This window comes from Delftia sp. WSY_16, from assembly GCF_043104415.1.
Taxonomy (GTDB): domain Bacteria; phylum Pseudomonadota; class Gammaproteobacteria; order Burkholderiales; family Burkholderiaceae_C; genus Comamonas; species Comamonas tsuruhatensis.
The window spans coordinates 542256-567918 of sequence record NZ_JBICKS010000019.1 but is presented as its reverse complement, the minus strand read 5'-3'; the positions used below and the strand labels follow the sequence as shown (position 1 = coordinate 567918).

Genomic DNA, 25663 nt, shown 5'->3' with positions numbered 1-25663 from the left:
AAGAGACAAGCGATGCCCACCTTTGAAACCTTGCTGGCCTTTTTCGGCGTGGCCGTGCTGCTGGGCCTGAGCCCGGGGCCTGACAACCTGTTCGTGCTCATGCAATCGGCCCAGCGCGGCTGGCGCGTGGGCCTGTGCGTGGTACTGGGCCTGTGCCTGGGGCTGGTGGTGCATACGGCGGCGGTTGCGCTGGGTTTGGCGGCGCTGGTGGCTGCGTCGCCCCTGCTGTTCACCGCCATCAAGCTGTGCGGCGCCGCCTACCTGGCCTGGCTGGCCTGGGGTGCGCTGCGCGCCGTGGCCCGGCCGGGCGAGATGCCGCAGGCCGGCGCGGCCGACCCGCTGACCCCCGCACGGGCGCTGCGCTGGGTGGGGCGTGGCGTGGTGATGAACCTCACCAACCCCAAGGTGCTGATCTTCTTCCTGGCCTTTCTGCCGCAGTTCGCGGACCCCGCGCGCGGCGGCGTGGCCACGCAGGTGATGGTGCTGGGCTGCGTGTTCATGCTGGCAGCGCTGCTGGTGTTCGGTGCCATCGCCTGCTGCTCGGGCTGGTTCGGCGTGCTGCTGCAGCGATCCGTGCGTGCGCAGAACTGGCTCAACCGCGTGGCCGGGCTGGTGTTCCTGGGCATGGCGGTGCGGCTGGCGCTGGTGCAGCGCTAGGGCCTGTTCACACTAGTGCGGGGCCGTGGCACAGTCCCTCCACGCTTTTTCGCTCACGCCCCTTGGCGCCATGAGCAGCGGCGTCCTCATCAAACCCATGCCACAGACCACGGCCCACACCATTGCCATCGTCCAGGTTTTGCAGATCGTGCAGGGCGTGCAGCGCAATGGCATGGATGTGCCAGCCATCCTGCGCCGCGCCGGCATTGCGCCTGCCCTGCTGGATGCGCCGCTGTCACGCGTGACCCAGGCGCAGTACGCGGCGCTGATCCGCGTGCTGCGCCGCGTCTGCCGCGACGAGCTGTGGGGCCTGTGCCGCCATCCGCTGCCCGTGGGCAGTTTTGCCCAGGCCTGCCGCACCATGCTGCCCTGCCGCACGCTGGGCGAGGCATTGCAGGCCGGGCTGCGTTTCTACCGCCTGGTGCTGCGCGACTTCGCGCCCCGGCTGCAGGTCGTGGACGGCGTGGCCCGCATCGCCATGGTGTCGCTGCGCGAGCGCGATGCGCCGCTGGCCTATGCCGAGCGGTCCTTCTGCTTTCTGGGCTATGGCGTCATGTCGTGGCTGGTGTCGCGCAGGATAGAGCTGACGGGCGTGTGCGCGCCGGCCGGCGCCAGCATGCCGTATGGCACGGAGGCGCAGCGCCTGTTCCTGGCGCCGCTGCAGCGCGACCGCGACTTCACGGGGTTGGAGTTCGATGCGCGCTGGCTGGAGCTGCCCGTGGTGCAGACCCCTGAGAGCCTGGCCGAATTCCTGGACCAGGCGGCCATGGGTCTGGTCATCCGCTACCGCGACCGCACGCGCCTGGGCGAGCGCATCCGCCGCCTGCTGCGCCGCGATCTGGCGGGCGAGCTGCCTTCGCTGGAGCAGGTCGGCGCCGCGCTGTCCATGACGCCGCAGACGCTGCGCCGCCGCCTGCGCGACGAAGGCCTGGGTTTCCAATCCCTCAAGGACGACCTGCGCCGCGACGCGGCCATCGAGCTGCTGAACCGGCCGGAGCTGACGCTGGCCGATATCGCCGCGCGCGTGGGGTTTGCCGAGGCCAGCACCTTCCACCGCGCCTTCAAGGGCTGGACCGGCCTGCCGCCGGGCGCCTACCGGCAGGCCCAGCATCGCGGCCGCTGATCTTTTTTGCCAATCATTTTGAGACGATCGGCGATTGGTGGCTGAAGGCCTGGTGGCCACACTGTCCATGGACCCTGCCACTGCGGCAGGGCACACCGCCCCGCCAACGAGGGCGGAGCACCGAAGGACAAGGAGACAAGCCATGGAATCGAGCCGACGCGGCTGCCTGCGGGCGGCGCTGGCATGCGCTGCCAGCGCCTCACTGGGTGCCGCCCTGGGAACGGCATCGCCGATCGCCTTTGCACAGCCGGCAGGCGGTGCCTACCCGTCCAAGCCGCTGCGCATGGTGATTCCCTACCCGGCAGGCGGCGGCACCGACATCATCGGGCGCATCATTGCCCAGCAACTGAGCCAGGCCTGGGGCCAGCCCGTGGTGGTGGAGAACCGGCCGGGCTCCAGCGGCATCATCGGCGGCGACGTGGTGGCCAAGTCGCCGCCAGACGGCTACACGCTGCTGCTGGGGATCACGGCCATGATCCAGTCGCCTGCGCTGTACGCCAGGATGCCCTATGACGTGCTCAAGGACTTTGCCCCCGTATCGCAGGTGGCCCTGTCCTCGGACCTGTTCGTGGTGCCGCGCGACGTGCCGGCCACGACGCTGCAGGAGTTCATCGCCCTGGTCAAGGCCCATCCGGGCAAGTACAGCAACGGCAACTACGGCAACGGCACCTCCTCGCACATGCATGGTGAGCTGCTGCGCGCCCGGGCCGGGCTGGACCTGGCGCTGATTCCCTACAAGGGCGCGGCGCCGCTGGTCAACGACGTGCTGGGCGGGCAGCTGTCGTCGGGCTTCATCGATGTGTCCTCGGCCAATGCGCACCTGAAGTCGGACAAGATCCGCATCCTGGCCATCACCGGCATGCAGCGCCACCCGGCGCTGCCCGAGGTGCCCACGTTTGCCGAGCTGGGCCTGGCCGGCTTCGAGGCCAATGGCTGGTTCGCCACCTTCGTGGCGGCGGGAACGCCCCGGCCCATCGTGGACCGGCTCTCGGCGGAGGTGCGGCGCATCGTGGCCACGCCCGAACTCAGCGGCCGCCTGGCCTCCATGGGCCTGCGCCCGGTGGGCGGCACGCCCGAGGAATTGGCCTCCGTCATGGCGCGCGACATGCCGCGCTGGGCGCGCATCGTGAAGGAGGCGGGAATCAGGCTGGAGTAGCCGATGCAGTCTGCGCCCGGTCCTGGCCCGACTGAACGGGCTGTGGCCAGGCGGGCTGGGGTGGGCGCAACTGCTCCAGCACCCGGCTGAGCCGGAGCACGCCCAGGTCGTCGAACCGGCGGCCTGCGATCTGCACGCCTATGGGCAGCTGCCCGTCATGCCCGCAGGGCACGGATGCGGCGGGCTGTTCGGACATGTTGTAGGGCACGGTAAAGGCAATGTGCTCCAGCGGCCGCAGCGGGTCGTTGGTGGGGCTGGGCAGGTGGGCCGGGAAGGCCGTGATCGGCGCCACGGGGGACAGCACGTAGTCGTAGGCCGCCGTGGCCCGCACCGTGGCCGTGCGCAGAAGGTGCGACTGCTGGCTGGCCACGAACAGCTGCGTGGCTGTCAGTGGCGCGGCACTGTCGGCCCATTCGCGGATGAAGGGCAGGATCACGCGGCGCTGCGCGTCCGTCAGCGACTGCATTTCCACATGTGATCGCATGCGCCAGAAATGGTCGAGGCCGTCGAGCATGTCGCGGGTGAGCCAGGGCTCGATGCGCTCGATGTGCGCGCCGGCCGATTCCAGCCAGGCCGCAGCCTGCTCCACCACGGCGCGCACGCGGGGCTGCAGGGGCAGGCCGCAGCCGGCATCCAGCAGCAGGCCTATGCGCAGGCCGCGCACCTGGGCAGGGTCCATGTCGAAGCTGTCCCATGCAATCTCCTGGTGCGGCAGGCCCATGCTGTCGCGTGCATCGGGCAGGGACAGCACCTGCATCATCAGCGCGGCGTCGGCCACGCTGCGGGTCATGGGACCTGCGCAGCGGCCGGTGTAGGGCGGGTCGATGGGCACGCGGCCCAGGCTGGGCTTGAGGCCGAAGATGCCGCACCAGCCCGCCGGCAGGCGGATGGAGCCGCCGATGTCCGTGCCCACGTGCAGCGGCCCGTAGCCGGCCGCCGCAGCGGCGCCCGCACCGGCGCTGGAGCCGCCCGGCGTCTTGTCCGGATCCCAGGGGTTGAAGGTGTTGCCGTGCAGCGAGGACAGGCCGGACGACAGCATGCCGTAGTCGGGCATGGTGGTCTTGGCGAAAAGGATGGCGCCTGCCTCGCGCAGGCGCGCTGCGGGTGGGGCATCCAGCGGGGCCGCGACCTGCGGCATGGCGGCCGTGCCCACGGGCGTGGGATCGCCGCGCGTGGCGATGTTGTCCTTGACCGTGGCGGGAACGCCGTCGAGCAGGCCGGCCGGCTCGCCGCGCAGCCAGCGGGCCTCGCTCTCGCGGGCCCGGGCCAGGGCGGCCTCGGGGCGCAGCAGGTAGGTGGCGTGCAGGGCCGGCTCCCAGCGCTGCACATGGGCCAGCAGGTCGTGCATGACCTCGACGGGCGAGAGGCTGCGGTCCCGGTAGGCGCGCAGCAGCGCATGGGCGGGCAGGTCGTGCAGGGCCTGTGTCGTTCCAGTCATCGCGGCTTCCTCGAAGATGGCGGTTCTTGCGGCAGATCTGGCGCAGTGTGGCCCGGTGCCACCGGCGCGCCTGTCGCCTGTGGCTCAGCCTGTGCGCGGTTCAGGTGGCCCAGGACAGTGCGGAGAGATCGTTGACGAAGACGGGCATGTCCTTCCACAGTCCGCGCAGGTTCTTGTTGGCCACGGTGACCCATTGCGGCGTGTAGAGGAAGGCATGCACGCAATCCTGGGCCAGCAGGCGCTGCGCATCGCCCAGCAGGCGCGAGCGGTCGGCGGGGCGCGAGGCGTTCTTGATCTTGTCGTACAGCTCGTTGAACTGGGACGACTGGTAGCCCCAGTAGTAGTCGGGCTTGGCGAAGTTGCCCAGGTCGAAGGGCTCGACATGGGAGATCAGCGTCAGGTCGTAGTTCTTGAGGGTGTAGGTGCCCGACAGCCACTGCGCCCATTCGACGTTCTGCAGCTTGGCGCGGATGCCGATCTTGGCCAGCTGCGCGGCAATCACCTCGCCGCCCTGGCGCGCGTAGGGCGTGGGCGGCAGGGTCATGGTCAGCTCCAGCGGCGTCTTGACGCCGGCCTCGGCCAACAGCGCCTTGGCCTTTTCCACGTCGAAGGGGTTGATGCCCGTGGTGTCCACGTAGCCGAAGGCCGTGGGCACGTAGTAGCTGCCAATGGGCAGGCCGTAGCCGTCGCCCGCGCCGTCGATGACGGCCTTGCGGTCGATGGCGGCGGCGATGGCGCGGCGCACCCGCGCATCGTTCAAGGGCTTGCGCGCGTTGTTCATGGCCAGGATGGTCTTGGCCCGCGAGCCGCTGACCACGACCTGGAAGCGCCCGTTGGCCTTGAACTGGGCCACGCTGCGCGGCGTGACGCGCGGGAAGGCGTCGACATCGCCGGCCAGCAGTGCGGCCACCTGGGCTGCGGGGTCGGAGATGAAGCGGAAGGTGGCACGGCGAATGCGCAGGCCGGGGGCCGTGCGGTACCGGGGCCAGGCCGTGAGCGTGACCGAGGCGCCCTTGTTCCAGTTGCCCAGCTGGTAGGGGCCCGTGCCCACGGGGCGCGTGGCGTTGGTGGCAGCGCTCTTGGGCTCCACGATGATGGAGGTCGCCTGCCCCAGCACGAAGAGGAAGTCGGGGTCGATGTCCTTGTTGGTGACGACCACCGTGTGGTCATCCACCACGCGCGTGGACAGGGCGGCGAAGGTGCGCTTGTCCTTGTTGGTGCTCTTGTCGTCGCCCGCACGGTCGAAGGAGTACTTCACGCTGTGGGCGTTGCAGGGCTCGCCGTTCTGGAAACTCACACCCTTGCGCAGGCGGAAGGTGTAGGTCTTGAGGTCGGGCGAGACCTCCCAGCTTTCGGCCAGCAGCGGGGAGACGCTGCCGTCCGGATTGATCTTGGTCAGCGTCTCGAACAGGTTGTAGAGCACGATCTCGCCAATGGACGATGCGGCACCGGCCGTGGGGTCCAGCCCCGGCGGCTCCAGCGTCATCGCCAGCGTGACACTGTCCTTGCGGCCCTGGGCCAGCGCAGGCCAGGGCATCAGCAGGGGCAGGCCGGCAGCAGCGGAGCTGGCCAGCAGGGAACGGCGATTGAACATGAACAGGTCTCCGGAAATTCTTGCAGATGGGTCATGGGCCGCTGGCTGCGGCCTGCAGCAGTGTTTTTACACCAGGGCGCGCGTGCGCGTGGCCATGAGGGCCCGGTCCGCTCCGGTGGTTGTCAGCTTTCGGCTTTCAGGCGCGGTGCTGCAGGGCGATGCGTGGCACGGCCCGTACCAGGGCCTGGGTGTAGGGATGCTGCGGGGCGTGGAACAGTTGCTGCGGAGCCCCGCGCTCGACGATGCGGCCTTCGCTCAGCACGATGGCGTCGTCGCACAGGTGCTGGACCACGGCCAGGTCGTGGCTGATGAACAGGTAGGACAGGCCCAGCTGCTGCTGCAGATCGCGCAGCAGGTTCAGTACCTGGGCCTGCACCGAGACGTCGAGGGCGCTCACGGGCTCATCGGCCACGATGAGGCGGGGCCGCGTGACCAGGGCGCGTGCAATGGCGATGCGCTGGCGCTGGCCGCCCGAGAATTCATGCGGGTACTTGTCCAGGTCCTGCACGCGCAGCCCGACCTGCTCCAGCGTGGCGCGGGCCAGGTCGCGCCGGGCTGCGCGCTCGGGCGGTGCAGGCTGGGCGGTCAGGGGCTCGCAGACGATGTGTTCCACCGTCATGCGCGGGTCCAGCGAACCGTAGGGGTCCTGGAACACCATCTGGAAATCGCGGCGCGCCATGCGCAGGGCCTGGTTGCCGAGCCGGTGCAGATCCTGGCCCAGCAGCTGCACGCTGCCGGCGCTGGGCGTGTCCAGAGCCATGACCAGGCGTGCCAGCGTGGACTTGCCGGAGCCCGACTCGCCCACCACGCCCAGGCTGCGCCCCGCCGTCAGCGTGAAATCCACGCCGCGCAGCGCATGCACCTGCTCCGGCGCGCGCCACAACGAGCGGCGTGGCAGCCGGTAGCTGCGGGCCAGGTCCGTCACCTGCAGCAGGGGCGGATCGGCAGCGGCCGGTGCCTGGCGGTCGTGCTCCGTCATGTGCTGCGGCCCTGCGTATGCATGCCCGGCGCAATGGCCTCGGAGCGCAGGCAGCGCACCACATGCGGCTGTGCCCAGGCCTGCAGGGCAGTGGGCGTGGGCCGCTGCGGGCGCTCCAGGACCAGGGCGCGCGGGCGCTCGCTGTGGCAGGTGGGCTCGGTATGGCTGCAGCGGCCCGCGAAGGCGCATCCGGCTGGCAGGTCCACCAGCTCGGGCACGGTGCCGGCAATGGTGGGCAACCGCGCCGGCGGCTGGTGGCCTGGTCCCGAAGGCTCCAGCTGCGGCCTGGCGGCGAACAGGCCGCGCGTGTAGGGATGGGCGCGGCGCGCGAAGATGGCCTCGGTCATGCCGCTTTCGACCACGGTGCCGCCGTACATCACCTGCAGCTGCTCCGCGTTTTGCGCGATCACTCCCAGATCGTGCGAGATCAGCAGCAAGGCCATGGAGTGCTCTGCCACCAGTTCCTGCAGCAGATCGAGAATTTGCTGCTGCACGGTCACGTCCAGCGCCGTGGTAGGTTCGTCGGCGATCAGCAGGTCGGGCCCGCAGGCCAGGGCCATGGCGATGGTGATGCGCTGGCGCTGGCCGCCCGAGAACTGGTGCGGATAGTCATCAAAGCGCTGGGCTGCGCGGGCAATGCCCACGCGCTCCAACAGGGCCACTGCGCGCTCGCGCGCGGCCTGGCGGCCCAGGCGCTGGTGGTGGCGCAGCGGCTCGGCCACCTGGCGGCCGATGCCGTGCACGGGGTTGAGGGCCGTCATGGGCTCCTGAAACACCATGGCCATGCGGTTGCCGCGCAGGCGGCACAGCGCGCGCTCGTCCATGTCCAGCAGCTCCTGGCCGTTGAGCCGGATGCTGCCGTCCACCTGCGCATGCTCCGGCAGCAGGCCCATCAGCGCCAGGGCGGTCAGCGACTTGCCGCAGCCCGACTCGCCGATCAGGCCCAGCGTGGCGCCGCGCTCCAGGATGAATTCCAGGTTCTGCACGGCACGCGCGCGGCCGCGCGGGGTCTGCAAGGTGATGGTGAGGCCGGAGACTTCGAGCAGGGGCATGGCGCGTGTCTTCCTCAGCGCTGGCGCGACAGGCGCGGGTCGAGCAGATCGCGCAGCCCGTCGCCCAGCAGGTTGAGCCCGAGCACGGACAGTGCAATGGCCAGGCCCGGCCACACGGCCAGCAGCGGGGCCTGGAACATGAGGGTCTGGGCCTCGCTGAGCATGCGGCCCCAGGAGGCCTGCGGCGGCTGCGTGCCCAGGCCCAGATAGGACAGGGCGGCTTCCGCCAGAATGGCCAGCGCGAACTGTATGGTGGCCTGCACCACCAGCACGGGCAGGATGTTGGGCAGCACATGGCGCCAGGTGATGCTGGCGCGGCCATGGCCGCAGGCGCGTGCAGCCAGCACGTATTCACGTGCCCAGACCGCCTTGGCCGATGCCCGCGTGATGCGCGCAAAGGTGGGAATGTTGAAGATGCCGATGGCAATGATGGCGTTGACGATGCCCGCGCCGAACACGGCCGTGAGCATGATGGCCGATAGCAGCGCAGGAAAGGCGAAACTGAAATCGGCCAGCCGCATGATGGCCTCTTCCACCCAGCCCCGGCAGGCCGCGGCGACCAGTCCCAGCACCACGCCCATCGACAGCCCGATGCCCACGGCGATCACGCCGACCAGGATGGAACTGCGCGCGCCCAGGAACAGCAGCGAGGCCACATCGCGCCCATAGGCATCGGTGCCCAGCCAGTGCAGGCTGCCGGGTGCGGCCAGCTTGGCATCCAGGTCCATGTCGTAGGCCGAGCCCGGCGTCCACCACAAGGACAGCAGCGCGGTGAGCAGCAGCAGCGCGGTCAGCATGGCACCCAGCATGAAGCTGCGGTGGCCCAGCATGCGCCGGCCCAGGCTGGCCGGCCTGCTGAGGGTGACCGCCCGCGTGGGCCGATGGCCCGGTGGCGCAGCGGTCGGCGAAACAGGGTTGCCTGGCTGGCTCATATGTCGCTGGCCTCGATGCGTGGATCAATGGCTGCGTACAGCACATCCACGATGAAGTTGATGACCACCACCATGGCCGCCAGCAGCAGCACGCAGTTGCGCACGACGATGAGGTCGCGGTTGGCGATGGACTGGAAGATCAGCCGGCCCAGGCCCGGCAGGTAGAACACGTTCTCCACCACGATGGTGCCGGCCAGCAACTGGGCAAACTGCAGCCCCATGACCGTGAGCACGGGAATCATGGCATTGCGCAGCACGTGGCCCCAGAGCACGGCGCGGCGCGGCAGGCCCTTGGCGCGGGCCGTGCGCACGAAGTCCTCGCGCAGCACTTCCAGCACGGCCGAGCGCGTGATGCGCGCCAGGATGGCCGCCTGCACCACGGCCAGCGAGATCGCCGGCAGCAGCAGGGCCTGCAGTGCGGGCAGGACGCCGCCGCCATCGGCCTCGCTCCAGCCTGGAAAGCCGCCTGCGGAAAACCATTGCAGCTTCACCGAGAACACCAGGATCAGCAGGATGGCGAACCAGAAATTGGGGATGGCAATGCCGATCTGCGCCAGGCCCATGACGCCCAGGTCGCCCCATCGGTTGTGGCACGAGGCGGCATAGATGCCCGCTGTCAGGGCCAGCACGGTGGTGATGAGCATGGCCATCACGGCCAGCGGGGCGGTCACTGCCAGGCGCTCCAGCACCAGATCGCTGACCGGTGTGCTGTAGGCGTAGCTCAGTCCCATGTCGCCATGCAGCAGCCCCTGCAGCCACTGCAGGTAGCGCTGCCAGGCTGGCTGGTCCAGTCCCAGCTGCTCGGCCAGCGCCTGCACGGCCTCGGGGGCGGCATCGGGCCCCATCAGCGTCTGGGCCGCATTGCCGGGCAGCACCTCCAGCACGCCGAACACCACGGCCGAGGCGCCCAGCAGCGTGGCTGCCAGCATCAGCAGGCGCTTGAGCAGGAAGACGCTCATGGGCAGTCGGCCTTGGCACGGTGTTGGGCTGTCACGTCGGCGGAATGTGTGTGGGTGGTTCTTGGCGGGCCCGAATGGTAATGCGCACGGCCCATGCGCGCAGCATAGCGGCCTTTGAAGGTGCATCGCTCCGTGCCGATCCGGCGCGTATGCTTGCCCGTGCAGCCTTCATGCGTATGAAGGGGGCAGGATAATGGCGCAATGACTGATGCCACCTTGCTGCAAGGCCCGTTCGGGGTGCAAGGGCCTGCCCGGCCCGGAGCGTGGCGTGCGCTTGCGAGGGACCTGCCATGGCTTTGATGATCACCGACGAATGCATCAACTGCGATGTCTGCGAACCCGAGTGCCCCAACGATGCAATCTCCATGGGCGAGGAGTACTACGAGATCGAGCACAGCAAGTGCACGGAATGCGTGGGGCATTTCGATGAACCCCAGTGCGTGCAGATCTGCCCCGTGGCCTGCATTCCCGTGAATCCCGCCCACGTGGAAGACCGCGAGACGCTGATGCAGAAATACCTGCGTCTGCAATCCCAGGCTCCCGCCGCTTCCTGATCGCTCAGCCCTTGTCGCTCTCGGCTGTGGCCGGGCGCACGGGCTTGGGGCGTGGAGGCTTGGTGGTGTGGATCAGCAAGGTCGCCTTGTCCATGTCGCCCGCCTGCAGCTCGGGCCAGGCCTTGAGCGAATGGGCAATGCTGTCCTCGATCAGCTGGCGCTGGTCGGGCGCGGGCTTCTTGAGCACCCAGTTGGCGACTTCGGCCTTGTGCCCCGGGTGGCCTATGCCGATGCGCAGCCGCCAGTAGTCGGCCGAGCCCAGCTGGGCATGGATATCGCGCAGGCCGTTGTGGCCGCCGTGGCTGCCGCCGCGCTTGAGCTTGACCTGGCCTGGGGCGAAGTCCAGTTCGTCATGGACCACGAGGACCTCCTCGGGCTGGATCTTGAAAAAGCGCGCCAGCGCGCCCACCGATTTGCCGGACAGGTTCATGAAGGTCTGCGGCTCGAGCAGCCAGACACTCTCGCCACGCACGCTGGCGCGGGCCATGAGGCCGAAGTAGCTGCGCTCGGGCACCAGGTGGACCTTGAGTTCGCGCGCCAGCGCATCTATCCACCAAAAACCCGCGTTGTGGCGGGTGTCCTCATACTCCGGCCCGGGATTGCCCAGGCCGACAAACAATTTGATCATCGGGCGATTATCTCCATGGCGGCCGCAGCAGGCAGGCGATGGTGTTCACCATGCAAAAGGCCCACGCGAGGTGGGCCTTTTGCAGGTTGCGGCAGCCGCAGCCGCCGCAAGGGAAAGCCAAGAATTACTTCTTGCCCTTCTTTGCCGGAGCGGCCGGAGCCGCTGCGGGAGCTGCGGATGCATCAGGAGCCACTTCGGGCAGCTTGATGGAGATCAGGGCCGGGTTCTTGTTGGAGCCGCGCACCACAGCCTTCACGCCGTTGGGCAGCTTGACGTTCTGCAGGCCCAGGGTCGACTTGGAGGTCAGGCCGCTCAGGTCCACCTTGATGAACTCGGGCAGTTGGGAGGGCATGCACACCACGTCCAGTTCATGGATCAGGGGAGTGATGGTGCAGTTCTCGACCTTGACGGCCTGGGACTGTTCCATGCCTTCGAAGTGCAGCGGCACCTTCAGGTGAACCTTGGTCTTGTCGTCAACGCGCTGGAAGTCCACGTGCAGGATCAGCTGCTTGTAGGGGTGGAATTGCACGTCGCGCAGCACGACCTTGGAGGTCTGGCCGTTGACTTCCATATCCAGAACGCTGGAATGGAACACTTCCTTCTTCAGGGCGTGCCACAGGGCGTTGTGATCGATCTCGATCAGTTGGGCTTCGGCAGCACCGCCGTAGACGATGCCAGGGGCCTTGCCCGAATTGCGCAGACGGCGGCTCGCACCCGTACCTTGCTTGGCGCGCTCAAAAGCGACGAATTGCATAACTAACTCCTAGATGGATGGACCGCGACCAGCCTCATCCGTTGATAAAAGAACGCCTGCCCCGTGCGGAACAGGCTGCTCTTGCGGTGTCCCGGGATGGTCCTGAAACCATCCCGGAACGCGCAAACCTCCCGAAGGAGGTTTGCTGGTTCAGACCACAGGGGCCGATATTTTATTCGGAGAACAGGCTCAGCACCGAATCGCCGGTGGAAATCCGCTGGATTGTCTGGGCAATCAGGGGGGCCACGGACAGTTGGCGGATCTTGCCGCAAGCCTGGGCTTCGGCGCTCAGAGGAATGGTGTTGGTCACCACGACCTCGTCCAGTGCACTGCCGTTGCCGATGCGCTCGATGGCCGGACCCGAGAAGATCGGGTGCGTGCAATAGGCGTAGACGCTCTTGGCACCACGCTGCTTGAGCACTTCGGCTGCCTTCACCAGGGTGCCGGCGGTGTCGATCATGTCATCCATGATCACGCAGTTGCGGCCGTCGATGTCGCCGATCACGTGCATGACTTCGGAGACGTTAGCCTTGGGGCGGCGCTTGTCGATGATGGCCAGGTCGCAGCCCAGCTGCTTGGCCAGCGCACGGGCACGGACCACGCCACCCACGTCGGGCGAGACAACGATCAGGTCTTCGTAGTTCTTCTGGCGCAGATCGCCCAGCAGCACCGGCGTGGCATAGATGTTGTCCACGGGGATGTCGAAGAAGCCCTGGATCTGGTCTGCGTGCAAGTCCATGGTCAGCACGCGCTCAACACCCACGGCCTGCAGCATGTTGGCCACGACCTTGGCCGTGATCGGCACGCGGGTGGAGCGCGGGCGGCGGTCCTGGCGGGCATAGCCGAAGTAGGGAATCACCGCGCAGATGCGCTCGGCCGATGCACGCTTGAGGGCGTCCACCATGACCAGCAGTTCCATCAGGTTGTCGTTGGTCGGTGCGCAGGTCGATTGCACGACGAAGACGTCGCGCGTACGCACGTTCTGCTTGATCTCGACGGCGACTTCTCCATCGGAGAAGCGACCCACGTCGGCTGCACCCAGCGTGGTGCCGAGGTGCTGAACGATTTCAGCGGCCATGCCAGGATTGGCATTGCCGGTGAAGACCATGATGTCAGGATGATGTGAATGCATTGAGCGCCCCAGTACGATGGGTTTGCCTTGACGCGAAAGACGTTTGGCAGGGGAGGAAGGACTCGAACCCTCGCATGCCGGAATCAAAATCCGGTGCCTTTACCAACTTGGCGACTCCCCTACACAGGCCCTCTGCCGCAGGCAGACAGCCTATAAACTCTCATCTTTGAGCCAATCCTTGAGGGGATGGGCCTGCAGATTCCTGCAAACTCTGACATTCCAGATGCCTGGGACATTCTCGAAGTCGATTGTTTGCGTCAGTGGTGCAAATACTGCACTTCCCGAGCCCGTCATTCTAGCACGCAGTTTGAAGGACTTGAGCCAATCAATGGCTTTTTTCACTTCAGGCTGCAGCCTTTCGGCGACGGGCTGCAAGTCGTTCTGGCCAAAGCCATAGTGATCTGCAGCAAAGTCGGCGATTGTAGCATGGGCATGATTGCGCTTGAGGTCGGGGGCGCGGAAGATGGACAGGGTTTCCAGTCCCGCCTCGGGCTTGACCACCACGAACCGCTGGGGCGGCAGGGCATGGCTGTGCTCCAGCGGCGTGATGTGCTCGCCTATGCCCTCCACCCAGGCGGAGCTGCCGCACAGAAAGAAGGGCACATCTGCGCCCAGGCCCAGTCCAATGCGCTGCAGTTCGCGCCGGGTCAGGTTCAGTTGCCACAGGCGGTTCAGCGCCATGAGGGTGGATGCCGCATCCGACGATCCTCCGCCCATCCCGGCCTGTGCCGGCAGGCGCTTTTCCACGCCTATGTGCACGCCCTGGCTGCAGCCGGTGGCCTGTTGCAGCGCGCGTGCGGCCCGCATGATGAGGTCGTCGGCAGGAAGGGCCATGCCCGAGAGGTCCTCGCGGCTGACGTTGCCGTCGCCGCGCTTGTCGAAGTGCAGCGTGTCGTGCCAGTCCAGCAGCATGAAGACCGATTGCAGCAGGTGGTAGCCATCGTCTCGGCGGCCGGTGATATGGAGGAACAGGTTGAGCTTGGCCGGAGCCGGCACGTCGTGGAGCGAGCGCATGGGCTGGAGAGGATGAGAGGGATGGAGGCGGGTGCGGCGGGATGGGGGTGCAGAGGGCGCGCCCGGCGCAAATCAGGGTGTGTCGAGCACGATGCGCAGCGCTGCCGGCGGCTGCGGGTCATGGCGCCGGGCGGACAGGCGGCCCTGCTCCATGCGGGAAAGGTCGACCTGCCAGCCTGCGGCTGCGGTGGCCCGGCCCCGCAGCCAGTCGAACAGGGCAGCGATGGGCAGGTCGCTGCCCGTCAGCTCTTGCACCAGCGTGGGCAGCGAGTCCGAGGTCTTGCGGTCCTCGCCTTGCTGCAGGCTGGCCTGTCCTGGCGCCCAGAGCAGGCGCGCCAGCGTCGATCCCAGGGGGGTGAACAGCAGCAACTCGCCGCGCTGGGGGGTGCCCAGCAGCTCGAAGCCTGCGCTGAAGGATTGGTTCTGCGCATCTTCCACCTGCAGCGCCAGTCGGCCCGACCAGTGCCCGGCGGCGGCCGGTGCTGCTGCATCGGCCTGGAGCTGGCGGGGTGGCAGGGCGCAGCCGGCCAGAGTCAGCAGCGCCGTGGCAGCAGCCGTGGCGCACAGCTGCCGGCGGATGAGCATGGGGTGCAAACGATGGGGCACGGGGTGGGGCACGGCGCGGCGGCTCAAAGCGAGACGCCCAGGCGGCGCAGGGTGTCGCGCAGCGTGGTGTTGTCGGGGCTGGAGGCCAGGCCCTGGCGCCAGATCTTCTGCGCGCGTTCGCGATCGCCCTTGACCCAGAGCACCTCGCCCAGGTGCGCCGCGATCTCCACGTCGGGGCGGGAGGCGTAGGCGCTTTCAAGCAGCTTGAGCGCTTCGTCCAGGTTGCCTTGGCGGAATTTCACCCAGGCCAGGCTGTCGGTGATGAAGGGGTCGCTTGGCGACATCTCCAGCGCCTTGCCCACGAGCTTTTCTGCTTCGTCCAGATGGATGCCGCGCTCGGCGAAGGAGTAGCCCAGCGCGTTGTAGGCATGCTGGAAGTCGGGCCGACGCGCGATGATGCCGCGCAGCAGCCGCTCCATTTCGTCATGCTTGCCGATGCGCTCCGCGAGCAGGGCCGTGTCGTAGGCCAGTTCGGCGTCTTCGGGGTCCTGTTTTTGCAGCTCGGCCTGCAGCGCATAGGCCTGGGTATTCTGATTGGCGTCGCGCAACAGCTGCACTTCGGCCAGACGCTTGAGCCGTTGCTGACTGGGGCCGCTGGCAGGCACGGCTTCGATCAGGGCGCGTGCTTCCTTGAGCTTGCCCTGGCGTGCAAGCAGGCTCGCTCGGCGCGCCTGCACGCTCAGCAGGTTGGGGGCGTCGTCGATGCGGCGCAGCAGGGCGTCGGCCTCGTCGAACCTGCCTTGCTTTTCAGCGATCTGTGATTGCAGCAGGTAGTACTGGGACTGGCCAGCGCTGCGCGCCACGCCGGCAGGAATCTGCGGCACGAGCTTGCCGAAGCGCTCGGTGGATGCCTGAGCCGCACCCACATCGTTCGTTTGCAGCTGCAGGGCGGCCAGCGTGGCCCAGGCTTCGGCGTAGTCGGGCGAATCCATGGTGATGGAGACCAGTTGCTGCCGGGCCTCGTCCAGGCGCTGCTGACCCAGCAGCACGCGTGCATAGGCCATGCGCATCTGGGCTGACGGGTTCTTGGCCAGGTAGCGCTTGACGATGGGTTCCGCCTCCGGCATGCCGGCTTCCAGCAGCTCCATGGACAGCAGGGCCACGGGGCCTGTGTCGGGCGTCAGCGCCTGGGCCTTTTGCACGGCCTGCATGGCTGCGGCCTTTTGCCCGGCGCCCAGGCGCATGTGGCCTATGGTGGCCCAGGCCAGCGGGCCGCTGGCCGGATTGTCGGTTTCGCCGGCCATAGCCTGCTCGACCACATCGGCAGCAAGGGCCTTGTCGCTGGCGTTGTTGTAGAGCTGGGTGATGCCCAGATAGGTGGCAGGCTTGGACGGAGCGGGCGTGGCCTCGATCTCGCGCTTGAGATAGCTGCCGGTATCGGCGATGCGGTTCAGCGCCACCAGGATCTGGAGCACGAAGCGGTTGGCATCGCGTGACTGGGGAAAGGCGTCCAGCCAGGCGCGGGCATTGGCCAGTGCGCGCTCACCGGAGCGCGACTGCAGCGCCAGTTCCGTGCCACGGCGGTACAGCTGCTCGCTGCCGCTGGTGCGCGCAGCCTCCATCATCATGGCCTGGGCATCGCCCAGCGCGCCTTCGCTGGCAGCGATTTCGCCGACCAGGATCTCGTAGAACAGTTCGGCGTTGAGCGCTGCGCGCTCCTCTTCGGCAGACGCGGCGGCGGACGATGGAGGTTCCGGGGATTCCGTCTCGATGGTGGCTGCGGTCTTGCCAGGCAGTGCCCAGGCAGTGGCGGAACCCATGGCCAGGGCTGCTGCCACGGCGAGTCCCTGAAGGCGAAGGCGATGATCCATCGAATCATAATAATCGAAGCCTCGGCCCGCATTTCGCACAACCTCAGTACAACCCGGATCGCATGCCCGAATTGCCAGAAGTAGAAGTCACGCGGCGTGCGTTCGCCTCGCAGATCGCCGGAGCGCGCATTGAATCCGTGGCGCTGGGCAAGCCATTGCGCTGGCCTCTGGGCATTGCCCCCGAGCTTCTGACCGGGCGCGAGGTGCACAGCGTGCGCCGGCGCGGCAAGTACCTGCTGATGCAACTGAGCGAAGGCCTGCTCATGCTGCATCTGGGCATGTCGGGCAGCCTGCGTTTCGTGGCGCCGCACGAGTTGCCGCTGGGTCCGGCGGGCGCACATGACCATTTCGATCTGCACACCAGCAAGGGCCAGCTGCGCCTGCACGATCCGCGCCGGTTCGGTGCGGTGATGTATGTGCCGGCCGAGAACGATCCCTGGGCGCGCAGGCTGCTGGACCATCTGGGAATGGAGCCGCTGGATGACAGCTTCCTGTTCGAGACCTTCAAGGCCGGTCTGAAGGCCAGCCGTACGCCCATCAAGCAATTGCTGCTGAGCGGCAGCGTGGTGGTGGGCGTGGGCAATATCTATGCGTCCGAAGTGCTGTTCATGGCACGCATTGCGCCCACGCAGCCGGCCTGCGAGGTGGGGCCGCGCAAGGTGCGCCGGCTGTTCGAGGAGATTCGCCGCGTGCTGGAACTGGCGGTGGAGCAAGGGGGAACGACGCTGCGTGATTTCTCGGCGCCCGACGGCATGGCAGGCCACTTCCAGCTGCAGGCCAAGGTGTATGGCCGCGAGGGCCAGCCCTGCACGCATTGCGGCTCGCCCATACAGCTGCTGCGCCAGGGCCAGCGCAGCACCTACTTTTGCGCGCGGTGTCAGAAAGCGTGAGATGGCCTCAAAAAGAGGAGCGAATTCTCAACGTCTCGTAACGCTTGTGGAGGCCAATCTGCGCGAGATTCATATCGGGTCTGTGCGGGAGGCTCACATTTCTGAAAAATTACCCTCAGCCGCGCTGGATTGATGGTGAAATATTGTTTCATTTGTAAATAAACGATGTTTTGCCCTGAATCCCCCCGTTCCAGGGGCCGGCCTTGGGGCGCAGCTGCGGGCAAAACGGGGCGACGGTGCTATATTTTGATGAGAAAAGGCATCACGCTTGCGGCGCAATGTCGAGGCGATCACTAAGCATCGGCAGGCATTGGCGATGCAATGGCGGGGGAAACACGTGGGACCATCATTCAACGAGCAATTCGACCAGCACGGCGCATGGCGCCGTGGCTTTGCGCAGCAATTGCATGCGCTGCGCGAATGGTTGCAGTCCCAGGAGCTGCTGGATGTCGCTGTGCAGGAGCGGCTGCAGCGGCTGGAAGCCCAGGTGCGCGGCGACAAGGTCATGGTGGCCTTCGTGGCCGAGTTCTCCCGCGGCAAGTCCGAGCTGATCAACGCAGTCTTCTTTGCCCACTACGGCCGCCGCCTCATGCCGGCCAGCGCAGGTCGCACCACCATGTGCCCGGCCGAGCTGGGCTGGGAAGCCGAACTGCAGCCCAGCCTGCGCCTGCTGCCCATCGATACGCGCGAATCGCTGGAAAGCCTGGGCCAGTGGCGCGCCCGGCCCGAGGCCTGGCTGCAGCTGCCGCTGGATGTGAACAATGCCCAGCAGATTGCCGACACGCTGGCCAAGGTGGCCGAGGTGCGCAAGGTGTCGGTGGATCTGGCGCGAACCTGGGGCTTCTGGCATGACGATGACCAGGGCGGCAATCCCTTCGTGGATGAGCAGGGCCTGGTGGAGGTGCCCATGTGGCGCCACGCGCTGATCAACATGCCCCATCCCCTGCTCAAGCAGGGGCTGGTCATTCTGGATACGCCCGGCCTGAATGCCGTGGGTGCCGAGCCCGAGCTGACCGTCAACCTCATCCCCCAGGCCCATGCCGTGGTGTTCGTGCTGGCGGCCGATACCGGCGTGACCAAGTCCGACCTGGCCATCTGGCGCGACCATGTGCTGCCGCCCGATGCGGCGTCGGGCCAGCAGGCACTGGCCGATTCGCGGCTGGTGGTGCTCAACAAGATAGATACGCTGTGGGATAGCCTCAGCTCCGCGACGCAGGTGCAGGCCCAGCTGCAGCGCCAGCGCCAGGAATCGGCCCAGATGCTGGGCCTGCCTGTGGAGCGGGTGTTGCCCGTGTCGGCACAAAAGGGCCTGGTGGCCAAGGTCTCCGGCAACGAGGCGCTGCTGCAGGCCAGCGGGCTGCCCATGTTCGAGAACATGCTGGCCGAGGGCATCATGGGCCAGCGCCAGAAGGTGCTGCAGACGGCTGTCAGGGCCAATGTGCAGCAGTTGCAGGTCGAGGTGGAGCGCGTGCTCAATATCCGCCGCCGCGACCTGGACGACCAGATGGCCGAGCTGCGCAGCCTGCGCGGCAAGAACGCCAGCGTGATTGCCTCCATGCGCAACCGCATCGAGAGCGAGCAGCGCGATTTCGATGCCAGCGCCGCCAGGATCCAGGCCGTGCGCCTGGTGCACATGCGCATGCTGCGCGACATCTTCCGCCAGCTCGGTTCCAGCGCGCTCAAGCAGGAACTGGTCGATCTCAAGGAGGCGCTGGAGCAGCGCGGCCTGAAGCTGGGCGCGCGCAAGGTCTACGCGGAAACCTTCGAACGCCTGCGCACCGTGGCGACCCGGGCCCAGGCGCAGGCCGGCGAGATCCAGTCCATGCTGGGCGCGACCTTCAAGGAACTCAATGCCGAGTTCGGCTTCTCGCTGCAGGCTCCTGCGCAGCTGGAGCTGACCGAGTTCGGCGGCGACCTGCAGCGCATCGAGGCCAGCTACACCCAGTACCTGGGCCTGGGCCACGCGCTCAGGCGCAGCAATCCCGCGTTTGCCCAGCGGCTGATCAAGGCCCTTGCCATGCGTCTGCGCACGGTCTTCGAGTCTGCGGCCAACGACGTGGATATGTGGAGCAAGTCCGCCACGGCCCAGCTGGATGCCCAATTGAAAGAGCGCAAGCGCAGCTTTGCCCGCCGCATCGAAGCGGTGGACCGCATCCAGAATGCGGCTTCGGGCCTGGTCGAGCGCATTGCCGAAATCGAGGCCGCCGACGAACAGCTCACGGCCTTGCAGCTGCAGCTGGGACAGGCCACCATGGAACTGCTGCAACCCCTGTCGCCCACTCCCGCCTTCCCCGGCCTGGCAAAGGCTGCACAGGAAACTTCACTGACTGTTTGATATCTTGACCTTTCCCTCGATTGCCACGCCCGTCGTGCAGTGGCAGGCGTCGCATGGACGCAATCACCTGCCCTGGCAGCAGACGCGCGATCCCTACCGCGTCTGGCTCTCTGAAATCATGCTGCAGCAGACCCAGGTGAGCACCGTGCTGGGCTACTACCAGCGCTTCCTTGATGCCTTTCCCGATGTCGCCAGCCTCGCGGCCGCGCCGCAGGATGCCGTGCTGGCGCTGTGGAGCGGCCTGGGCTACTACAGCCGTGCGCGCAACCTGCACCGCTGCGCCCAGGCCGTGGTCCAGGAGTGGGGTGGTGCCTTTCCACGCAGGGCCGAGGATCTGGCCACGCTGCCCGGCATAGGTCGGTCCACGGCGGGCGCCATCGCGTCCTTTTGCTTTTCCGAGCGCGTACCCATCCTCGATGCCAATGTGCGGCGCGTGCTCACGCGCGTGCTGGCTTTCGATGCCGATCTGGCCGTGGCCAGGAACGAGCGCGAACTGTGGGACCTGGCCCAGCAGCTGTGCCCCACCGAGGACCTGCAGCAGGCCATGCCCCGCTATACCCAGGGCCTGATGGACCTGGGTGCCACCATCTGCACGCCGCGCAAGCCCAGCTGCCTGGTCTGTCCGCTGCAGCCGCAGTGCCGGGCGGCTCGCTTCGGCAATCCCGAAAACTACCCCGTGCGCACGCGCAAGCTCAAGCGCAGTTCCGAGGCCTGGTGGCTGCTGATCGCCGTGGACGGGCAAGGCCGCGTCTGGCTGGAGCGCCGCCCGCAGCAGGGCATCTGGGCGGGCCTTTATGCGCCTCCCGTGTTCAATGAACGCGAGGCGCTGGAGCAGGCCGCCGCACGGCACTGGCCCGCCGCACGATCCGCCGACTGGACCGAGCTGCCGGCTTTCCTGCATGTGCTCACCCACCGTGATTTGCATCTGCATCCGGTGCGCGTGTCTGTCCATGGCAGCGGCCCGGATGCTGCCATGGAAGACGGCCGGGGCTGCTGGGCCGATGCCAGGGCCTGGGCCGACATGGGCCTGCCGGCCCCGGTGCGCAAGCTGCTGGATGCGCAGTTTGCGGGCTGAAGCCCAAGGCCGCCGCGTCTTCCTAGAACGTGCGGCGCGGCAGGAGCAGGGCGCAGCGCAGCAGCATCCACGCCAGCCATTGTTCACGTGCGCCCGGCTTGCGCCGTGCGCGTGCGGCGGCCTCGGCAATGTGCAGACGCAGGCTGAACAGGGCCTGGCGGTCGCCCCTTTGCACCGCCTGGTGCCAGGCCTGCTCGCAGCGCTGGCGTTCCAGCGCCTGATCGAGCGGGCTGCGCACGCCGGGCACATCGGCCGTGCCAGGGGTGTCGGTGAGGACGTTCATGGCTGCAGCGCTCCCACGGTTGGGCGGGTGCCTGCGTCTGCATCGCCGCGGTCGCCATCCTGCCGGCCAAAGGCATACCAGTCCACATGCCGTGTGCAGACCATGATCAGGGCCAGCACGGCGAACAGCGCGATGGAGCCCACGATGAGCGCGCTTTGCTCCAGCTGCAGCAGCACATACAGCAGGCCGTAGAGCGAGGCGATTCCCGCAGCAAACGGCAGGCCGCGCTGCAGGCTGCCCAGGATGTGGCTGGCGTAGTAGGCCAGCAGCAGCACGCAGGCCGAGGCAGCAATGCCGTAGGCGCTGGCAAATCCCATGTGCTCCGACAGGCTGATCAGCAGCAGGAAGAAGCTGCACAGCGCCGATCCCACCAGCAGGTACTGGATGGGGTGCACGCGCAATTGCTTGAGCACCTCGAACAGGCCGACGGCCACAAAGGTCAGCACCACGAAGAGCAGGCCGTACTTGGTGGCCCGGTCGCTCAGCGAGTAGGCGTTGATGGGATCCACGAAGTCGGTGTCCAGCGACTCCAGGCAGGGGCCGCTGCTGGGCGCGTGCGCCGTGGCGGCGTATTCCTCCATGTCGCGGCGGCCTGGCTGGCACAGCGGCTGCTGGTCGGTGAAGGCCTGGCGCGCCGAAGAGGCCAGTGCCGAGAGATTCCAGCTGGCGTTGAATCCCTTGTCGCTGACTTCACGCCGGTTGGGCAGGAAGCTGCCGCCGAACGAGGGGTGGGGCCAATCGGCCGACAGCTGGACCTTGCTGTGGCTGCCCAGCGGCACGAAGGCCAGCTTTTCGGTGCCCACCAGTTCCAGGGCAATCTTCAGCTCAAGGGGCTCGTCCTTCTTGAGCAGGGCAGGCGCCAGCTCCGCCTGCAGGCCTTGCGAGTAGCGTTCCAGCGAGGTGCCGGGTCCCACGTCCAGGCTCTTGCCGCCGGCCTCGATGGTGGCCGAGCGTATGCCGCGCGGATCGGTCAGCGACAGCGCCACGCGCAGTGCGCCGCAGCGCACGGCCTGGTTGGCTGCCGCTTCGATGGACGGCTTTTCCAGGTACTGCGCGGCATGGGTGAAGCTGGCGCTGATGCTGTCCTGCATGGCGTAGGTGCTGACCTGGTGCAGGCCGCGCGAGCGCTCTTCCATGCGTGCCGTTGCCTCATGGCGCAGTTGGTCGGGCAGCAGCATGCGCTGGAACTGGCGCGTGGTCCATTCCGTCTTGCTGCCCTTTTCTATGCCGGTGGTCTCGGTACAGTTTTGCACCAGCACCGGTCCCATCAGCGTCTGGCGTCCGGCCAGGCTGGCGACCACGCCCTGCACGGCGTTGTCGCGGTTGCGTATGCGGTCGCGCACCACGTCATGTACCAGGCCCAGGCCCAGCATCAAAAGGCCCAGCATGACCAGCAGGGCCACGCCTTTGGCAAGCAGTCGGTTCTTCATTCCACATCCCGTTCGTTGATCGTGGACGCAGTCTGGGCGGGGGCTGTGTGGCCGGAATGAAGTCTGTGAAGTGAAGGTGAAGTCGGATTCGCGCCTCCAAATCCGAGTGAACAGGCCCTGGCGGTCAGGGTGCCCGCAGTGGCCAGTTCAGCGTGACACGTAGCCCGGGCTGGGCGTTGGCGGCCTGCATGCTGCCGCCGTGCAGCAGCATGATGCGCAGCACGATGGACAGGCCCAGTCCCGTGCCGCTGCGTTCTCCGTTGGGGCGGGGGGTGGTGAAGAAGCGTTCGCCCAGCCGGCCCAGCAGGGCTTCGGGCACGCCGGGGCCTTGGTCGCGCACGCTGACACGGCCGGGCTCCATGTCCACTTGGATGCTGCTGCCTTCGGGGGCGAAGTCGATGGCGTTGCTCAGCAGGTTGCTGAGGGCCAGCACCACCAGGTCCTGCTCCCAGGGGCCGCTGCTGTCCTGGCCTTGCAGCACCAGCTGGATGCGGCGCTGGTGCGCTGCGCTGTGCACTTGCGCCATGGCCTGTTCGGCACAGGCCTGCAGGCTGCAGGCCGTGTGCGCGTGCAGGGCGCGGCGCTGCTCCAGCTGGCTCAGGCGCAGCAACTGGTCCACAAGGTTCTGCAGGCGCTGGCACTGGTCCACCACCTGGCGCGCGAACAGTTCGCGGTCGGCCGATGGCAGGTCTTCCTGCAGCAGCTCGCCTGCGCCACGGATGGCAGCCACAGGGCTCTTGAGTTCGTGCGTGAGGGCGCGCACATAGCCTTCGATGTAGTCGCGTCCTTCCAGGCGGCTGCGCATGTTCTCCATGGCGCGGGCCAGTTCGCCCAACTCGCCGGGCATGCGCGGGGCTTCGGGCATGGGGGGCGCCGTGGTGGGCGAGGCGGCCTCGTTGAGCGTGGGCGCCTGTACCTGCTGGGCATAGCTGCGCAGGCGCCGCACATGGATGACCAGCCACCAGGTGACGGCAAAGCCCACCCCGGCCGACAGCAGCAGGAACAGCAGGCCGCCGCGCAGCATCTTGCTTTCCGCGCTGTCCACGATCTTCTGCACCGAGTGCGCGGGCTTGGAGGCCGTGAGCACGCCCGCAATGCGGCCTTCCACCATGATGGGTGCCGACACATACATGACGCTGCTGGCCTCGTCGTTCTGCACCTCGCGCGTGGTGCGTGCGCCGTATTCGCCGCGCAGCGTGCGGTACACGTCGCGCCAGCGCGAGTAGTCGGCGCCCTGGTCCAGGCCGGCCGAGTCGAACAGCACCAGGCCTTGCTGGTCGGTGATGGTGACGCGCATGTCCAGGCTGGTCTTGCGCGTGTCCCAGATCCAGACCTTGACGGTCTGGTTGGCATAGGCCTGCATGTGGTGCGCGAAGCGGCTGTCCGCGGGGCTTTGCTGCAGCACGCCGCTGGCCATATCGTCGCTGGCCAGCGCGGCCAGGGCGTAGGCGGTTTCGACCAGCGTGTCCTCGGTCACCTTGCGCACGCTGGGCTTGACCTCGACCATGAAGACGCGCAGCACGAAGAATGCGGCCAGGCCGTTGATGACGAAAAAGGCGAAGAACAGCCGCAGTCCGAGGCGCATGGCGTGCGGCGGCGCGTCAGCCCGGCAGCGTCAGGCTGTAGCCCATGCCGCGGTGGGTGGTGATGAAGTCCTGCTGCGGCACCTGGGCACGCAGCTTGGCGCGCAGGGTCTTGACGTGGGTGTCCACGGTGCGGTCCGTGCTGTCGCTGTCCTGGCCCCAGATGCTGTCGAGCAGGAACTCGCGGCTCAGGATGCGTCCGGGGCGCTCCAGCAGGCAGCGCAGCAGCTGGTACTCGCGCCGCGTCAACTCCAGGGGCACGCCCTGCATGCGCACGCGCTGGCCTTGCGTATCGATGCTGAACAGGGCATCTGCCGGCGGCGCTGTGCTGGCTGTGGGCGCGGGCTGCAGGCGCTGCGCACGGCGCAGCAGGGCGCGGGTACGGGCCACCAGCTCGCGCGGGCTGAAGGGTTTGGTCAGGTAGTCGTCGGCGCCCAGCTCCAGGCCCAGCACGCGGTCCATTTCCTCGCCGCGTGCGCTGAGCACCAGCAGCGGCACGGCGGCGCCGGCCTGGCGCAGCTCGCGGCACCAGTCCAGGCCGTTGCCATCGGGCAGGCCCACGTCCAGCAGCAGGGCATCGGGCGGCTGCGCCTGCCATTGCGCGCGTGCGTCTGCCAGCTGCAGGCAGTGGCGCACGGCAATGCCGTCGCGCTCCAGCGCATAGCAGACGGTGCGCGCGATGGCGGGGTCGTCCTCCACCAGCAACACGCGCGGGGCGTTCGTCATCGGCATGCCTTGCATCGCAGTACTCCGGGAGCGGACCCTGGCGCTTCAGATGTCGTGCGCAAGCAGGTCGGCAGGCTTGGGGGGGGGGCGGCTGTCCAGCGAGCGGTGCCGGCACAGCGTGGGCCAGCGCGGGGCGAAGTGCCGCGCCAGTTCCTCGACCAGGAAGACCGAGCGGTGCTGTCCCCCGGTGCAGCCAATGGCCACGGTGACATAGCTGCGGTGATTGCTGGCCATCATGTCCAGCCAGGATTCCAGGAACTGCTGGATGTCGCGGCGCATCTGGTCCACGCCGGGCTGCTGGCGCAGGAACTCGGCCACGGGCGCATCCATGCCGGTCAGCGGGCGCAGCTGGGGTTCGTAGTGCGGATTGGGCAGCATGCGCACATCGAATACATAGTCGGAATCCGAGGGCAGGCCGTGCTTGAAGCCGAAGGACTGGAAGACCAGGGTCATCTGGCCCACCGGGGCCGCAATCAGCTCCTTGATATAGCTTTGCAGCTGGGACGAGCGCAGGTGGCTGGTGTCGATGACATGCGATTTCTCGCGCAATTCGCCCAGCAGTTCGCGCTCGGTTTCTATGTCCTGCACCAGGGCGCGGCGGCCCTCGGCGACAGGCCCTTGCGACAGAGGATGGCGGCGCCGCGTTTCGGAGAAGCGCCGCACCAGGGTGCCCGTGGTGGCGTCCAGAAAGACCAGGTGGGGCACGACACCCTGGCGCTGCAGCCGCTCCAGCTGCCCGGGCAGGTGGGGCAATCCCCCGGCGCTGCGCGCATCCATGGCGATGGCCACCTTGTTGCTGTGGCGGCCGTGCTCCAGTTCGACGAAGGCGGACAGTAGCTCGGGAGGCAGGTTGTCCACGCAGTAGTAGCCGGCATCCTCCAGCGCATGCAGGGCGACGGATTTGCCCGATCCGGACATCCCGGTGATCAGCACGATCTCAAGCGACATGGCA

At 67.6% G+C, this 25663-nt stretch carries 24 protein-coding genes and 1 tRNA gene; 7 read left to right on the top strand and 18 right to left on the bottom strand.

The window, feature by feature from the left end:
• The first annotated feature begins 12 nt into the window (after nt 1-12).
• From ACF8O7_RS11985 to ACF8O7_RS11975, 3 genes are all read left to right on the top strand, one after another.
• The gene (locus ACF8O7_RS11985; protein ID WP_016445686.1) at nt 13-657 is read left to right on the top strand and encodes a LysE family translocator; all 645 of its coding nucleotides are present in this window, start codon (nt 13-15) and stop codon (nt 655-657) included.
• 97 nt (nt 658-754) lie between these two features.
• Nucleotides 755-1780, top strand: coding sequence for an AraC family transcriptional regulator (locus ACF8O7_RS11980; RefSeq protein WP_026062612.1), 1026 nt, complete (start codon nt 755-757; stop codon nt 1778-1780).
• 142 nt (nt 1781-1922) lie between these two features.
• Complete coding sequence (locus tag ACF8O7_RS11975; protein ID WP_016445688.1) at nt 1923-2936, top strand: tripartite tricarboxylate transporter substrate binding protein; 1014 nt, start codon at nt 1923-1925, stop codon at nt 2934-2936.
• Here ACF8O7_RS11975 and ACF8O7_RS11970 read toward each other — a convergent pair.
• The 6 genes from ACF8O7_RS11970 to ACF8O7_RS11945 all read right to left on the bottom strand — a co-directional run bounded on the left by ACF8O7_RS11970 (nt 2923) and on the right by ACF8O7_RS11945 (nt 9890).
• Nucleotides 2923-4374, bottom strand: coding sequence for an amidase (locus tag ACF8O7_RS11970; protein ID WP_034364069.1), 1452 nt, complete (start codon nt 4372-4374; stop codon nt 2923-2925). The two genes, ACF8O7_RS11975 and ACF8O7_RS11970, sit on opposite strands and share 14 nt — an antisense overlap.
• A gap of 100 nt (nt 4375-4474) precedes the next feature.
• Nucleotides 4475-5968, bottom strand: coding sequence for an ABC transporter substrate-binding protein (locus ACF8O7_RS11965; protein WP_034364072.1), 1494 nt, complete (start codon nt 5966-5968; stop codon nt 4475-4477).
• Nucleotides 5969-6104: 136 nt separating this feature from the next.
• Nucleotides 6105-6947: an ATP-binding cassette domain-containing protein gene (locus tag ACF8O7_RS11960; protein WP_016445691.1), complete on the bottom strand. Its 843-nt coding sequence runs from the start codon at nt 6945-6947 to the stop codon at nt 6105-6107.
• Nucleotides 6944-7999, bottom strand: coding sequence for an ABC transporter ATP-binding protein (locus tag ACF8O7_RS11955; protein ID WP_392443406.1), 1056 nt, complete (start codon nt 7997-7999; stop codon nt 6944-6946). Before ACF8O7_RS11955 ends, ACF8O7_RS11960 begins: the two co-directional genes overlap by 4 nt.
• A 14-nt stretch (nt 8000-8013) precedes the next feature.
• A complete protein-coding gene (locus ACF8O7_RS11950; protein ID WP_016445693.1) occupies nt 8014-8931 on the bottom strand; it encodes an ABC transporter permease in 918 nt (305 codons plus the stop codon).
• A complete protein-coding gene (locus tag ACF8O7_RS11945) occupies nt 8928-9890 on the bottom strand; it encodes an ABC transporter permease (RefSeq protein WP_126310889.1) in 963 nt (320 codons plus the stop codon). Before ACF8O7_RS11945 ends, ACF8O7_RS11950 begins: the two co-directional genes overlap by 4 nt.
• Nucleotides 9891-10180: 290 nt before the next feature.
• On the opposite strand from ACF8O7_RS11945, the gene ACF8O7_RS11940 reads away from it, so the two are divergent.
• Entirely contained in the window at nt 10181-10444 is a 264-nt protein-coding gene (locus tag ACF8O7_RS11940; protein ID WP_016445695.1) for a YfhL family 4Fe-4S dicluster ferredoxin, read from the top strand.
• A gap of 4 nt (nt 10445-10448) precedes the next feature.
• On the opposite strand, the gene pth is transcribed toward ACF8O7_RS11940, so the two are convergent.
• From pth to ACF8O7_RS11905, 7 genes are all read right to left on the bottom strand, one after another.
• A complete protein-coding gene (pth, locus tag ACF8O7_RS11935) occupies nt 10449-11072 on the bottom strand; it encodes an aminoacyl-tRNA hydrolase (RefSeq protein WP_016445696.1) in 624 nt (207 codons plus the stop codon).
• Nucleotides 11073-11196: 124 nt separating this feature from the next.
• Entirely contained in the window at nt 11197-11826 is a 630-nt protein-coding gene (locus ACF8O7_RS11930; protein ID WP_046240492.1) for a 50S ribosomal protein L25/general stress protein Ctc, read from the bottom strand.
• Between the two features lie 172 nt (nt 11827-11998).
• The gene (locus tag ACF8O7_RS11925; RefSeq protein ID WP_026063011.1) at nt 11999-12958 is read right to left on the bottom strand and encodes a ribose-phosphate pyrophosphokinase; all 960 of its coding nucleotides are present in this window, start codon (nt 12956-12958) and stop codon (nt 11999-12001) included.
• Nucleotides 12959-13002: 44 nt separating this feature from the next.
• A tRNA-Gln gene (locus tag ACF8O7_RS11920) sits at nt 13003-13079 on the bottom strand.
• A gap of 29 nt (nt 13080-13108) precedes the next feature.
• Nucleotides 13109-13972 carry a 4-(cytidine 5'-diphospho)-2-C-methyl-D-erythritol kinase gene (ispE, locus tag ACF8O7_RS11915; protein WP_126310888.1) on the bottom strand — a complete coding sequence of 288 codons (864 nt, stop codon included), beginning with the start codon at nt 13970-13972 and terminating at the stop codon, nt 13109-13111.
• 72 nt (nt 13973-14044) lie between these two features.
• On the bottom strand, nt 14045-14557 hold the full coding sequence (locus tag ACF8O7_RS11910; protein ID WP_046240494.1) for an outer membrane lipoprotein LolB: 513 nt from the start codon (nt 14555-14557) through the stop codon (nt 14045-14047).
• A 44-nt stretch (nt 14558-14601) separates the two neighbouring features.
• Nucleotides 14602-16389, bottom strand: a complete 1788-nt coding sequence (locus tag ACF8O7_RS11905) for a tetratricopeptide repeat protein (RefSeq protein WP_193615925.1) — start codon at nt 16387-16389, stop codon at nt 14602-14604.
• Nucleotides 16390-16451: 62 nt separating this feature from the next.
• Between ACF8O7_RS11905 and mutM the strand changes: the two genes are divergently transcribed.
• From mutM to mutY, 3 genes are all read left to right on the top strand, one after another.
• Nucleotides 16452-17279 carry a bifunctional DNA-formamidopyrimidine glycosylase/DNA-(apurinic or apyrimidinic site) lyase gene (gene mutM, locus ACF8O7_RS11900; RefSeq protein WP_016445702.1) on the top strand — a complete coding sequence of 276 codons (828 nt, stop codon included), beginning with the start codon at nt 16452-16454 and terminating at the stop codon, nt 17277-17279.
• Between the two features lie 337 nt (nt 17280-17616).
• Nucleotides 17617-19614: a dynamin family protein gene (locus ACF8O7_RS11895; protein ID WP_126310886.1), complete on the top strand. Its 1998-nt coding sequence runs from the start codon at nt 17617-17619 to the stop codon at nt 19612-19614.
• Nucleotides 19615-19618: 4 nt separating this feature from the next.
• Complete coding sequence (gene mutY, locus ACF8O7_RS11890; RefSeq protein WP_126310885.1) at nt 19619-20689, top strand: A/G-specific adenine glycosylase; 1071 nt, start codon at nt 19619-19621, stop codon at nt 20687-20689.
• Between the two features lie 22 nt (nt 20690-20711).
• Here the strand turns inward: mutY and ACF8O7_RS11885 are convergent, their stop codons facing one another.
• The 5 genes from ACF8O7_RS11885 to rapZ form a co-directional block, all read right to left on the bottom strand.
• Nucleotides 20712-20972 carry a hypothetical protein gene (locus ACF8O7_RS11885; protein WP_016445705.1) on the bottom strand — a complete coding sequence of 87 codons (261 nt, stop codon included), beginning with the start codon at nt 20970-20972 and terminating at the stop codon, nt 20712-20714.
• Nucleotides 20969-22402, bottom strand: coding sequence for a cell envelope integrity protein CreD (creD, locus tag ACF8O7_RS11880; protein WP_126310884.1), 1434 nt, complete (start codon nt 22400-22402; stop codon nt 20969-20971). Before creD ends, ACF8O7_RS11885 begins: the two co-directional genes overlap by 4 nt.
• A gap of 124 nt (nt 22403-22526) precedes the next feature.
• A complete protein-coding gene (creC, locus tag ACF8O7_RS11875) occupies nt 22527-23987 on the bottom strand; it encodes a two-component system sensor histidine kinase CreC (RefSeq protein ID WP_275824375.1) in 1461 nt (486 codons plus the stop codon).
• 16 nt (nt 23988-24003) lie between these two features.
• Nucleotides 24004-24726, bottom strand: a complete 723-nt coding sequence (gene creB / locus ACF8O7_RS11870; RefSeq protein WP_016445708.1) for a two-component system response regulator CreB — start codon at nt 24724-24726, stop codon at nt 24004-24006.
• A 30-nt stretch (nt 24727-24756) separates the two neighbouring features.
• On the bottom strand, nt 24757-25659 hold the full coding sequence (rapZ, locus tag ACF8O7_RS11865; protein WP_392443402.1) for an RNase adapter RapZ: 903 nt from the start codon (nt 25657-25659) through the stop codon (nt 24757-24759).
• Between the last annotated feature and the right edge of the window lie 4 nt (nt 25660-25663).